The organism is Vibrio sp. JZG10, from assembly GCF_054064075.1.
Window position 1 is genome coordinate 1 of sequence record NZ_JBSUGE010000011.1, and the last position, 12,909, is coordinate 12,909.

General features: G+C 45.2%; 9 protein-coding genes and 5 tRNA genes. 7 read left to right on the top strand and 7 right to left on the bottom strand.

The features are described 5' to 3' along the window. Nucleotides 1–171: 171 nt before the first annotated feature. On the bottom strand, nucleotides 172–1,062 hold the full coding sequence (gene ilvY / locus ACWYVB_RS12785) for an HTH-type transcriptional activator IlvY (protein WP_268979752.1): 891 nt from the start codon (nucleotides 1,060–1,062) through the stop codon (nucleotides 172–174). A gap of 143 nt (nucleotides 1,063–1,205) precedes the next feature. Between ilvY and ilvC the strand changes: the two genes are divergently transcribed. Beyond that, nucleotides 1,206–2,690 carry a ketol-acid reductoisomerase gene (gene ilvC / locus ACWYVB_RS12790; protein WP_109168648.1) on the top strand — a complete coding sequence of 495 codons (1,485 nt, stop codon included), beginning with the start codon at nucleotides 1,206–1,208 and terminating at the stop codon, nucleotides 2,688–2,690. Nucleotides 2,691–2,875: 185 nt separating this feature from the next. Here the strand turns inward: ilvC and ubiK are convergent, their stop codons facing one another. From ubiK to ACWYVB_RS12810, 4 genes are all read right to left on the bottom strand, one after another. Beyond that, entirely contained in the window at nucleotides 2,876–3,127 is a 252-nt protein-coding gene (gene ubiK / locus ACWYVB_RS12795) for a ubiquinone biosynthesis accessory factor UbiK (protein ID WP_005398178.1), read from the bottom strand. A gap of 131 nt (nucleotides 3,128–3,258) precedes the next feature. Next, nucleotides 3,259–6,381 (bottom strand): multidrug efflux RND transporter permease subunit VmeD, encoded by a 3,123-nt coding sequence (vmeD, locus tag ACWYVB_RS12800; RefSeq protein WP_006743289.1) that lies wholly within the window; start codon nucleotides 6,379–6,381, stop codon nucleotides 3,259–3,261. A 12-nt stretch (nucleotides 6,382–6,393) separates the two neighbouring features. After that, nucleotides 6,394–7,497, bottom strand: coding sequence for an efflux RND transporter periplasmic adaptor subunit (locus tag ACWYVB_RS12805; protein WP_012841250.1), 1,104 nt, complete (start codon nucleotides 7,495–7,497; stop codon nucleotides 6,394–6,396). 18 nt (nucleotides 7,498–7,515) lie between these two features. Then, nucleotides 7,516–8,097, bottom strand: a complete 582-nt coding sequence (locus ACWYVB_RS12810) for a TetR/AcrR family transcriptional regulator (protein ID WP_005398171.1) — start codon at nucleotides 8,095–8,097, stop codon at nucleotides 7,516–7,518. Nucleotides 8,098–8,265: 168 nt separating this feature from the next. Between ACWYVB_RS12810 and rep the strand changes: the two genes are divergently transcribed. Then, nucleotides 8,266–10,281, top strand: coding sequence for a DNA helicase Rep (rep, locus tag ACWYVB_RS12815; RefSeq protein WP_005398170.1), 2,016 nt, complete (start codon nucleotides 8,266–8,268; stop codon nucleotides 10,279–10,281). Nucleotides 10,282–10,354: 73 nt separating this feature from the next. On the opposite strand, the gene ACWYVB_RS12820 is transcribed toward rep, so the two are convergent. Beyond that, complete coding sequence (locus ACWYVB_RS12820; protein ID WP_005384252.1) at nucleotides 10,355–10,768, bottom strand: c-type cytochrome; 414 nt, start codon at nucleotides 10,766–10,768, stop codon at nucleotides 10,355–10,357. Nucleotides 10,769–11,103: 335 nt separating this feature from the next. Here ACWYVB_RS12820 and ACWYVB_RS12825 point away from each other — a divergent pair. From ACWYVB_RS12825 to ACWYVB_RS12845, 5 genes are all read left to right on the top strand, one after another. Then, nucleotides 11,104–11,180, top strand: a tRNA-Arg gene (locus ACWYVB_RS12825). 33 nt (nucleotides 11,181–11,213) lie between these two features. Further along, nucleotides 11,214–11,289 (top strand) — tRNA-His (locus ACWYVB_RS12830). A 69-nt stretch (nucleotides 11,290–11,358) separates the two neighbouring features. Beyond that, nucleotides 11,359–11,435 (top strand) — tRNA-Pro (locus tag ACWYVB_RS12835). 46 nt (nucleotides 11,436–11,481) lie between these two features. Beyond that, nucleotides 11,482–11,557: transfer RNA gene (locus ACWYVB_RS12840), tRNA-His, on the top strand. 24 nt (nucleotides 11,558–11,581) lie between these two features. Continuing rightward, nucleotides 11,582–11,658, top strand: a tRNA-Pro gene (locus ACWYVB_RS12845). Nucleotides 11,659–11,969: 311 nt separating this feature from the next. Here ACWYVB_RS12845 and ACWYVB_RS12850 read toward each other — a convergent pair. Further along, nucleotides 11,970–12,695 (bottom strand): HAD family hydrolase, encoded by a 726-nt coding sequence (locus ACWYVB_RS12850; RefSeq protein ID WP_005394354.1) that lies wholly within the window; start codon nucleotides 12,693–12,695, stop codon nucleotides 11,970–11,972. Nucleotides 12,696–12,909 lie beyond the last annotated feature (214 nt).

Consider the following 12,909-nt stretch of genomic DNA (forward strand, 5'->3'; position numbering starts at 1 on the left):
CAGAAGTGAAACGAAATAGCGCCGATGGTAGTGTGGGGCTTCCCCATGTGAGAGTAGGACATCGCCAGGCTTTAAATTTGAAAAAAGCCCACTCTTTCGAGTGGGCTTTTTTGCGTTTCAGGGTTCTGAAAATTGCTTAAGCACTCAAAACTCAAACATCTATCTCTATCGTTAAGGTGTAATGTATTTACTCTCTGCTACTGTCCAAAAAGCCTTCACTAATGGATTCTCTAACTGATTTTTGGTACAGCAGACACCAAGTTCAAACGGCTTAATTGGTAATACTTTTAAGCGATTTATCTTCTCTCTCACCGGGCTATTGTTGATCACGACATCAGGTGCGATACCTACACCGCATCCTAGTGCAACCATACTTACGATGGCTTCATGCCCTGACGTTTGCGCGTAGATATTCGGCTTTATTTTCATTTGTTTGAGCCAAGTATTGGCTCTATCTCTTGCTGTCCCTGCTTCTGGGAGAATGAATGGAATGACTGACCAGTTTGGTCTTTCTTTTTGTAGCTCTTCCGCAAATGAACTCACGCCGACAGGAGCGATGACAGAAAGCGGTATTTCACTGATCGTTTCAAATGCGATTTTGCTTGGCATCTGCTCAGATTTGGCTGAGATGGCAATATCGGCTTCATCTGCTAAAATTTTGTCGATCGCTTGAGCTGGATCGCCGGTTGATAGCTTAAATTCGATAAAAGGATGCTGAAGACGAAAATCAGAGATTAACTCTGGCAGGTGGCTGTAGCTTGCAGTAACCGAACAAAATAGACGGATTTCTCCTTTCAATTCGTCCTCTTCTCCCTTTAGGTGACTTTGGTACTGCTGCCATTCGCCAAGAATTTTTAAGGCGACAGGAACCAGTTTTTTGCCTTGGCTCGTTAAATCAACGCTGCGATTGTCCCGCAAAAATAATTGTTGGCCAGTTTCTTCCTCTAGCTTTTGTATTTGTCTGCTCAAGGCTGAAGGACTCACATGCATCGCTGCTGCGGTCTTAGCGAAACTTTTACTCTCACACAGATGAATAAAAAGTTGCAGGCTTTTGATATTCATTAAATCTTCATTTCCATGTTGCACAAATTGCAATAACTAATTGTGAATATATCACTTTAAGCAATTTAATGTCTGTTTTAGTATGAAGTTATTCGGTAAGGCAATTACCGACCTCAATGGAAGAATCTCAAAGGAGCACCCAGATGGCTAATTATTTCAATACCTTAAACTTGCGCGAGCAGCTGGACCAATTAGGTCGTTGTCGCTTTATGGACCGTAGCGAATTTGCTTCAGAAGCTGATTACTTAAAAGGCAAGAAAGTGGTCATCGTAGGTTGTGGTGCTCAAGGTCTTAACCAAGGTCTGAATATGCGTGACTCAGGTCTAGACGTTGCTTATGCGCTTCGCCAAGCAGCGATTGATGAGCAACGCCAGTCATTCAAAAACGCAAAAGACAACGGTTTTGAGGTAGGTAGCTACGAAACGCTAATTCCACAAGCTGACTTAGTAGTAAACCTTACTCCTGATAAGCAGCACACAAACGTTGTTGAGACGGTAATGCCGCTAATGAAAGAAGGCGCAGCACTGGGTTACTCTCACGGTTTCAACGTTGTTGAAGAAGGCATGCAAATCCGTAAAGACCTAACGGTAGTAATGGTTGCACCTAAATGTCCGGGTACGGAAGTTCGTGAAGAATACAAGCGTGGTTTCGGTGTTCCAACTCTTATCGCTGTTCACCCAGAGAACGACCCTAAAGGTGAAGGTTGGGATATCGCGAAAGCTTGGGCTGCAGCAACGGGTGGTCACCGTGCTGGCTGTCTAGAGTCTTCTTTTGTTGCTGAGGTGAAATCTGACCTAATGGGTGAGCAAACTATCCTTTGTGGCATGTTGCAGGCTGGTTCTATCGTATGTTACGAGAAGATGATTGCTGACGGTATCGAACCTGGCTACGCAGGCAAGCTTCTTCAATACGGCTGGGAAACGATCACGGAAGCTCTGAAGTTTGGTGGTATCACTCATATGATGGATCGCCTAACTAACCCTGCAAAAGTGAAAGCATTTGAGCTTTCTGAAGAGTTAAAAGAGCTGATGCGTCCGCTATACAACAAGCACATGGATGACATTATCACAGGTCACTTCTCTAGCACTATGATGGCTGACTGGGCAAACGACGATGCGAACCTACTAGGCTGGCGTGCAGAAACGGGTGAAACTGCTTTCGAAAACTACCCAGAAACTGACGTAGAAATCTCTGAGCAAGAGTACTTCGATAACGGTATCCTGATGGTTGCTATGGTTCGTGCGGGTGTTGAGCTAGCATTCGAAGCAATGACGGCATCTGGCATCATCGATGAGTCTGCTTACTACGAGTCTCTACACGAGCTGCCACTTATCGCAAACACTATCGCACGTAAGCGTTTATACGAGATGAACGTGGTTATCTCTGATACGGCTGAATATGGTAACTACCTATTTGCTAATGTAGCAACGCCGCTACTGCGTGAAAAATTCATGCCTTCTGTTAGTACAGACGTCATTGGTAAAGGTCTAGGTGAAACGTCTAACCAAGTGGATAACGCAACTCTTATCGCTGTGAATGAAACAATCCGCAACCACCCTGTAGAATACATCGGTGAAGAACTACGTGGTTATATGACAGATATGAAGCGCATCGCGGTTGGTGGCTAATTTTCTTTGCTGCAAAGCGGAGAAAATATTAAATGAACTCCAGGCAGACTGGAGTGGTAAATACAAAATAAAACACAACATCTAATCAAAAGGCTTGGTCGCCGTTGACCAAGCCTTTTTGTTTTTAGCCGATTTATCTGCGCGCCGATAAGAAAAACGCTCCTTTGTGAGGAGCGTTTTAACACTTATTTTTCTGCAAGCTTCTCTTCAAGCTCCGCCAATTTCTGTTCCATTTCTGTCAGTTTTTGACGCGTGCGCAGTAAAACTTGAGTTTGAACATCAAACTCTTCGCGGCTTACTACATCTAGCTTATTCAGTTGGCCTTGGATTACTTGGCGAACCTTCTGATCAACATCAGAGCCCAACTCTTTTACAGGTTGAGGCATTGAGTCGTGAATCTGTTTAGCAATTTGCTCTAATTTCTTTGGGTCAAACATAGTGGCTAAAACTCCTTTTGATTTGCCCTCATTTTAAGTAAATGATACGTGAAAGTCGCCATTTAGATGGTAAAAAAGAGAGCGGCAATAAAAAAGGTCACCGAAGTGACCTTTTTGAATGCCTTAAAAGCTTATCTGTTATCCGCTAATTCACGGTGGGCTGCTTTCGCTTCATCAACTCGTGCCAACTTCTCCAAGTCTTTGTCTTCAACAAATACTGGCAGTGGTTTGTGTTTTTCTGCTAGGTAGCTGTAAATCACAGGTAGTACGAATAGTGTGAACAATGTACCAATTGCTAGACCAGCAACGATTACGATACCGATACTGAAACGTTGCGCGGCACCTGCACCTGTTGCGTACATCAGCGGGATCAGACCTGCGATCATTGCTGCGGTTGTCATTAGGATAGGGCGAAGACGTACTTTCGCAGCCTCCATCACAGCATCAATACGAGACAGTTTATTATGTAACTGCTCTTCTTTGGCTACTTCACAGATCAAGATACCGTGCTTGGTGATCAGGCCGACCAGCGTGATCAAACCAACCTGCGAGTAGATGTTCATTGAGGCAGTACCCCACGCCAACGCGATCAAAGCACCACATATTGCTAGCGGTACAGATACCATGATGACAATAGGGTCGCGGAGTGATTCAAATTGAATCGCCAGAACGAGGAAGATGATCGCAAGTGCAAGACCAAAGGTTGCATACAAGGCACTACCTTCTGTCACAAACTGACGAGATTCGCCCATGTAATCGTGGTTATAGCCTGCAGGCAGTTTGGTTTGTGCGATATTTTCAAACCAATTAACTGCATCTCCCATCGAGACACCAGGGCCAGTAACTGCACCTACAGTCGCTGAGTTTAACTGGTTGAAGTGTGGCAAAGAGCGAGGCTCGGCCACCACATCGATGGTAATCAGACTACCTAATGGAACCGCTTTACCATCTACAGAGCGTACATAGTAGTTCTTCATCGATTCTGGGTTTAGACGCCATTTACGCTCAACCTGAGGAATTACCTCATAAGAACGGCCATTTAGGTCGATACGGTTTACATAGCCATCTGCCATCATCGTACTGAGGGTGATACCTATGTCTTGCATAGTCACACCGTAGGCACCCGCTTTGTCTTTATCGATCTTGATCTTCATCGTTGCAGAATCATATTTCAGATCCAGATCGGAATAGACAAACATTGGACTGCTTGCTACTTCTGACAGAATGTCATTTGCAACGGTAAACAAACTTTCAAAGTTGTTTGGTGTTGTAATTACGAACTGTACAGGAAGGCCTGAACCAGCACCTGGTAGCTCCGGCATTTCGTAGGCAGCAATAGACATTCCCGGAATGCTCGAAACAAGCCCACCAACACGCTGTTTGATTTCTGCTTGGCTCGCTTCTCGTTCGCCCCATGGTTTGAGTGTAGCTAAACCAAACGCTTGATTAGAATCCGGTACACCGTTAAATACCTGAGCGTATTCTACTTCTGGTTGATCAGAGAGAATCTTATTCACATCATCCATGGTGTTTTGGATGTAGTCCAAATTCGAATTCGATGGTGCGGTCCCTATGAGCACAACAACACCTTTATCTTCAGAAGGAGCTAGTTCACTAGGAATAAACTTGAATAAAACAGGTAGGCTTGCAAATACAATAATGGCAAATACGATCACCACTGGTCGGCTCGCCATTACTGCTTTTAACATATTTGCGTAGCGATTAGTCATGCCATCAAGGATATGGTGAACTTTTTGCTCAAACTTGCTCGGCTTTTCGTTCGCCTTCAGCATCTTTGAACACATCATAGGTGATAGCGTTAAAGCGATGATACCGGACACAAATACCGAACCTGCTAGCGTTAAAGCGAACTCTTTGAACAACGAGCCCGTAATACCGCCCATCAACGCGATTGGTGCGTATACCGCACCTAGCGTTAATGTCATCGCAATAACTGGCACAGCAATTTCGCGCGTACCAATGATTGCTGCACGGAATGGTGACTCGCCTTCTTTGATATGACGGTCCACGTTTTCTAGCACCACGATCGCGTCATCCACCACCAGGCCGATGGCAAGTACCATCGCTAGTAGTGTCATTAAGTTCCAAGAGAAGCCCATTGCCTGCATAACCATCGCCACACCAATCAAAGAGAGTGGAATAGTGACGATAGGAATGATGACCGCACGGAACGAACCTAGGAACAGTGTAATCACTACAAGTACGATAATTGCCGCTTCAAGAATCGTTTTCACTACTTCGTGAATTGACTCGTTGATCGCAATGGTAGAGTCGTACATCACGTTCATTTTGATGTTACTTGGTAAGTTGCGCTCAAGTTGAGGTAATAATTCAAGCACATCAGCAGCGATGTTGATTGGGTTGGCACTTGGCGCGGCGTTGATTGCAGCAACCACGGCTTCTTGGCCGTTTGCACTTGCACGGTAAACGTCGTGACTCTTCTCAAGTGTTACCTTCGCGATATCACCTAAGCGAATAACGTCCCCTTCACCCGTTTTTACGACCAACGCTTCAAGTTCAGCAACGTTTGATACCTGAGTATCCGCGCTACCGTTATAAAGCACGAACTCACCCGTCGCTTGACCCGTCGCAGATTGGTAGTTGTTGGCGTTAAGAACGCTCATCACATCCGTTGCAGTCAGCTTTAATGCGCCCATTTTGGCTGGATCTAGCCATACGCGCAGCGCGTATTTCATACCACCGTAAAGGTCGACTTTTGATACACCATTTACAGTGAATAGCTGTGGGTTGATTACACGCTCAAGGTAGTCGGTGATCTGGCTGGAAGACAACTCGTCACTGGTAAAACCAATATACAATACCGCGGTAGTAGAACCGGTCGACATCGTTACGGTCGGGTCTTCGGCTTCTTTTGGAAGCTGGGAACGTACCGAGTTCGTTTTCGCTAAGATGTCAGCCAATGCCGCGTTCGGGTCGGTATTCAACTTCATGTTGACAGTAATGGTTGATTTACCTAACACCGATTGCGAGGTCATATAATCAATATTATCGGCTTGCGCCACCGCTTGCTCCAATGGCTGAGTAATAAAGCCCTGGATCAAGTTGGCACTTGCACCGTAGTAACTGGTGGTCACGGTGACCACTGTATTCGTCATTTCAGGGTATTCACGAACTTGCATTTTGAACACGGCTTGCAAACCAAGCAATGCAATCAAAAAACTGATCGATACCGCTAAAACTGGACGTTTTATAAAAACATCTGTAAAGCGCATGATGCCTCCAACTTAAAGCATTGGTGTTTCAGCAGGTGGGGTAGTTGCATCGCTTTCGACAATGCTTACTTTTGCGTGGTTACTTAAACGGACTTGACCCGATGTCACCACTACATCACCTGGCTTCACGCCTTCTAGAATGTGTGCGATATCTTTAGAGCGTTCGCCAACTTTTACCACATGCTGCTTAACGCGTTTCTCGCCATCTTCTTCCGTTACGATGTAAACATTGTCGCCGTATAGCGTAAACGTGATCGCAGTTTGAGGCAGAGTGACCTGATTTTCTAATTTAGGCAGAATGATGTTTGCACGTGCGAACATACCACTACGCAGTTTGCCATCACTGTTAGGGATATCTGCTTGAACCTGAATCAAGCCACTTTGTACGTTAACCGCAGGCTCAATCGCAGAAATTGAACCTTTGAAAGGCTGTTCTGGGTAGGCATCCACGAAGATATCCACTTCTTGGTCGATGTTGATACGTGAAATATCGGTTTGCGGCACGGTAAAGCGTAAGCGCATCACGCTGGTGTCTTCCAGGCGAACAATATCAGTACCCGCTTGTAGGTACTGACCTAGGTACACGTTACGAATACCTACCACACCATCAAATGGCGCTTTGATTTCGCGTCGGTCGATGGTCGCTTTCAAGCTTTCAATGTCCGCTTTTAAGGAGAAGTAGTTCGCTTCTGCTTCGTCATACGCTTCTTTAGAAATAGAGCCTTTTTTAAATAGCCCTTGGTAGCGTTTGTATTTCGCTTCTGCTGCTGGCAACTTGGCTTGCGAGCTCTTTAAATTCGCTTTCTCAACGTCAGAGTCAAGCAGTACTAATGGCTGGCCTGCTTTGACTTGAGTACCGGAATCAAATGCGATTTTGTCGATAACACCGCTAGTTTCATTAGCAACGGTAACCCCTTGGTTTGGTTCAATAAAGCCAATTGCCTCTATAGCAGGAACCCAATCAACCGCTTGTACTTCAGTTACGGTTACTGGGAATGCTGGTTCAGGGCGATTGGCAAACTGTTCCATTTTGTCTTTGATATCAATTAGTCTGTATGTCACAACACTACCAAAAAGCAATAAAACAATTGATAGCATCAAAATCCACTTTTTCATTCTATTAAGAACTCCAAGTTAGTGTTTAATAATTGCATCCCAACTGGCTTCAATAGCAGCTTCTAATGCCGCCTTATCCAGTTGATAAAATCCCAAAGCGTGTTTCCTAGCAAGTGCAACACTTGCCTCAAAACTCAATCCAGAAAGCACTTCGTTATCGAGAGGCTTGAATACGCCCTCTTCTTTCCCCTGATTAAAAAGAAGATCTACTTGGGCAAACATTTGTCTTTCAAGTTCCCGAGCTTTGCTACTATTTGAACAGGGTAGAGATTCATATTGAACTCGATTGCTGAGCGCATTTAAATTCGAGCTCGCTAGATTCCAAATATTGAGCCACATGGTTCGATATCGCTGTTTTAAAGGCATCTCTTCACTCACGCCCAGTTGCACAGCCGTAGCGACGCGCTTTGCAACGTTAAGGCGTAACTCCTCCAAAAGATGTTCTTTATCTGAGAAATAACGATAAATCGTTCCTGCTGCGACACCTGCTTCATTGGCGAGCTTTTGCATGGAAAGCCCTTGAAAGCCCGATTCAGCAATGAGTTGCTCTGCAGCGACTAAGATTTGTTCTCGCTTATCTACAGCAGGGTTATCCTTCATAATCCTACCACTAGTGAATGAACGTTCATTCATTATAGCTCAAATACCCGCCTTTTATGCAACAGAATGTTGCGCTTGTTGGTATGAAAATTACAAGAAATCAGCGTAGCTTTCACGAGGCCACCCCTTTATCATAGGCGCCACATTTATCACCCGCAGAGAATTTCTATGAAGCTGAACCCTAGTCAAGATGAAGCCGTGAAATACGTGTCTGGTCCATGCCTAGTGCTAGCTGGTGCTGGCTCGGGCAAAACTCGTGTTATTACCAATAAAATCGCTTATCTGGTTCAGCAATGTGGCTACAAAGCGCGTAATATTGCAGCGGTGACGTTTACCAACAAAGCGGCGCGTGAAATGAAAGAACGTGTCGGCCAAACGTTGGGGAAAGCCGAGTCTAAAGGTTTGATGGTATCAACGTTCCACACCTTGGGATTAAACATCATCAAACGCGAATACAAGCATTTAGGGTTGAAAGCGGGCTTTTCACTGTTTGATGACCAAGACCAACTGGCGCTACTCAAGGAACTTACCGAAAAGCAGCTTGATGGTGATAAAGATCTGCTACGTCAGCTTCTGAGTTGTATTTCCAATTGGAAAAACGACATGTTGACGCCAGAGCAAGCCAAAGCGCGTGCGCAAGGTGAGCAGCAACAATTGTTTGCGTTCTGCTTTGATATGTACCAAAAGCAAATGAAAGCCTATAACGCGCTCGATTTTGATGACCTAATTTTGATGCCCGTCTTACTCTTGCGCAATCATGAAGACGTTCGTCAACGTTGGCAGAATCGTATCCGCTATCTGTTGGTCGATGAGTACCAAGATACCAACACGAGTCAATATGAGTTGGTGAAATTAATCGTCGGTGAACGTGGGCGATTGACGGTCGTAGGAGATGATGACCAGTCCATTTATTCATGGCGTGGTGCGAAGCCTCAGAACCTAGTCTTGCTGGGTGAAGATTACCCGAATTTGCGATTGATTAAGTTGGAGCAAAACTACCGCTCTACGAGTCGAATTCTGCGTGCGGCCAACATTTTGATAGCCAACAACCCTCACGTCTATGAGAAGTCCTTATTTTCAGAAATTCCTGACGGTGAAAAACTCAAAGTGTTGTTGGCTAAAAATGAAGAGCATGAGGCTGAGCGTGTCACGGGGGAGTTGATTGCACACAAATTCTTGAATCGAACCGACTATCGTGATTACGCAATTTTGTACCGTGGTAACCACCAATCACGCTTAATTGAAAAGTCTCTAATGCAAAACCGTGTGCCGTATAAAATTTCTGGTGGCACCTCGTTTTTTGCACGAGCAGAAATTAAAGACATCATGGCGTATTTGCGCGTTTTGGTTAACCCAGATGACGACAATGCATTCTTACGCATTGTGAATACACCACGACGTGAAATTGGCCCTGTAACTTTAGAAAAGCTAGGCAGTTATGCCAATATGCGTGGGAAGAGCCTGTTTGAGTCGAGTTTTGAAATGGGGCTCGAACAGCACTTAACGGGACGCGGCCTGGAAAACTTACGTCGTTTCACCCAATGGTTAGTGGCGATTGCTGACCAAGCTGAGCGTGGCGATACCGTCGAAGCGGTTCGCTCCTTGGTTCGCGATATCCATTACGAAGATTGGTTATACGAAACTTCAGCAAGCCCGAAAGCCGCTGAAATGCGAATGAAGAACGTTTCTGATCTTTACTCCTGGATAGTGGCGGACCTAGAAGGTGACAACTACGATCAAGAAGAGAAAACGTTAAAAGAAGTCGTTCAACGTTTGACCTTGCGTGACATGATGGAACGTGGCGAAGAAGATGAAGACAGCGATGCAGTACAACTGATGACGCTGCATGCATCAAAAGGCCTTGAGTTCCCATATGTATACTTAATTGGGTCTGAAGAAGGTATTTTACCGCACCAAACCAGTATTGATGAAGACAACGTCGAAGAAGAGCGTCGTCTGATGTATGTTGGCATTACCCGTGCGCAGCGTGAACTGACTTTCACTATGTGCAAAGAGCGTCGACAGTTCGGCGAGTTGATCAAACCGACGCAAAGCCGCTTTTTGGATGAGTTGCCATTTGATGACGTTGAATGGGAAGTAAACAAAAAGCCAGTATCAGCAGAAGAGCGTATGGCGAAAGGTCAGGCACACATTGCCAATATTCGAGCAATGTTTAAGAAGTAGAGTAACCTTGTTCTCACTGACTGAAAACAAAAAGGCTTGCCAGTTGGCAAGCCTTTTTCGTTGATGTCTTTACTTATAGACCTTCAATCATGTGGTCGATTGCTGCGATGATTTCATCGTCAGAACAGTCCATACAGGTTCCTTTGGCAGGCATCGCATTGAAGCCTTCTAACGCGTGCTTCACTAACGTATCTTTGCCTTGTGCAATACGCGGTGCCCAGTCATCGGCATTACCTGTTTTAGGTGCGCCGTTTACGCCAGATGCGTGACAAGCAATACAAAAAGTACCATAAACTGTGGCGCCATCACGTGGACCGGTTGGTTCTTCTTTCACTGGCTCAGAACCCGCTAGATAAACATCACCGACAGGTTGGATGCGTTCTGCGATCGCATCGTATTCAGTTTGGCTGATGTCAGAAGCTAAAGCTGCCGTAGAAAACGTTAAGGCAGCGAACAAAACGCTAATCATTTGTCGAGACATATCCATTAAACCCACTTCACATTCCCGAGGTAAGTGACTTACCTATTTATATAGTTAGAGTATTAATGCCGAGCAGAGAAATCACTAAATTCCACTGAATGGCATAGAATGATTAGACAACTTGGTTGCAGCTGTTAAATCAATGTAAATAATGGGTGATTATATCCCGATAACTTGTTGCAATAAACAACAAGTTATCCATGACAGGGCGTGAATCACATCAAAAATTCAGTTTAAAGGAAGATAACTGTCGAAAAAGAGACCAAACGATAAAAAAAGTAAAAAAAGTACTAGACGGCATAGTGTGATATCCGTATTATTCCACTCCGCCGATAGGGCATGCGCCCGTAGCTCAGTTGGATAGAGCGTTGGCCTCCGGAGCCAAAGGTCGAAGGTTCGAATCCTTTCGGGCGTACCATTGCCTCGGAGGATACATCGGTAAAAATCAGTGGTGGCTATAGCTCAGTTGGTAGAGCCCCGGATTGTGATTCCGGTTGTCGCGAGTTCAAGTCTCGTTAGCCACCCCATTCTTTCTTTTTTAGATTGAATGCGGTAGCATTGCTCCCAATCTTGATTTAATCAAGATAAAACATCGTCGGTGAATAGCGCAGTTTGGTAGCGCATCTGGTTTGGGACCAGAGGGTCGGGGGTTCGAATCCCTCTTCACCGACCACTATTTAGTTTATGGCTGAGATAGCGGTAAACATGACAATTTGATGGTGGCTATAGCTCAGTTGGTAGAGCCCCGGATTGTGATTCCGGTTGTCGCGAGTTCAAGTCTCGTTAGCCACCCCATTCTTTATTTAAAGAATATATGCTCGGTGAATAGCGCAGTTTGGTAGCGCATCTGGTTTGGGACCAGAGGGTCGGGGGTTCGAATCCCTCTTCACCGACCACTATTTAAAGCCTCAGTCGAAAGACTGGGGCTTTTTTACATTTGAAATTTAGAATGTAGGGAACTGAGGGGCGTGGGCTGAAACGCCAGTCCGATCGAATCTCTCTTCACCGACCGCTATTTAGAGCCCCAGTCGAAAGGCTGGGGTTTTTTGCATCTATCCTCTTAAAAGAGTCTGCATTCGATTTCAATTTCACCAAAAGTGTACAGCTCTAGGGGCTTTTGACCACCTATGATCCAAATGCTTTTCGAGCTGACAAAATAAACCCCAGAACGACGTCTGGGGTTTTGTGTTTTTCTAATCCGCTACTTTTATTGGGCAAGTGTTTTAAGGATTTCTCTCAGCTCTACCGTTTCTTGGATTTCAAAATTTGGCGTTATATCTGTTGAGTTACTTGCGCCTGTCGCATTTACCCACACACTCAAAATGCCCATATTGTTAGCGCCTGCTATATCTGCTGGTAAAGAGTCGCCAATGTGTAGGGCTTCTTCTGGTTTTACTTCGACCAAGTCGAGCGCTTTTTGGAAAATGCTCGCAGCGGGCTTCTCTTCAGGCTCTTCCCCCCCCACAATAATATGGTCCACCCAGTCGCTCATCTGTGTCGCGCTGAGTTTAGGGTGTTGAGAAAAAATCGGGCCGTTAGTGATCACGACGAGTTTATAATGCTGACGAAGGTCGCTGAGCATTTCTTTTACACCAGGGAAGAAAGTGAACGCGCCCATACGTGCAGAGTCAAAGTAGTCTTGAGCTTGTTGAGCCTCTTCGGCATTAATGCTGACTCCGTGCTCCGCCAATATGTTTTGGATCAGGCCACAACGGAACGCGTTTTCATCAGGTAGCAGAGCCACAAGGTGAGGGAATTCCGCATTCAGCTTCTTGTACACACCCTGTAAGTAGCGCTGTAAAAAAGCTTGTGGTTCGGTAACTTGCGGGTAGGTCTTATGAATCCAAGTCGTAAACTTTTGTCCTGCAACTTTATCGGCTTGTGACGTCGCACATAAAGTCTCGTCCATATCAAAAAAAATCGCTTTAAGCACAGGGGCTCCTTTCATTTACAGCTTGGCTCTAACATTGATAATCTATTATCCCACTCTGAATTGTTCCGTAAAGGGTTAAAACCGACGTGTTTCACCTACAATGGGAGATTGATGGTAACCGCACTTTCTTTTGTTTAGTCAACAAACCGCTTAAGCGGCGCATAATCGTCGTCGACAGAGGATTTGTGTGGTTTTGCTGTTGTGTTCACGTTTT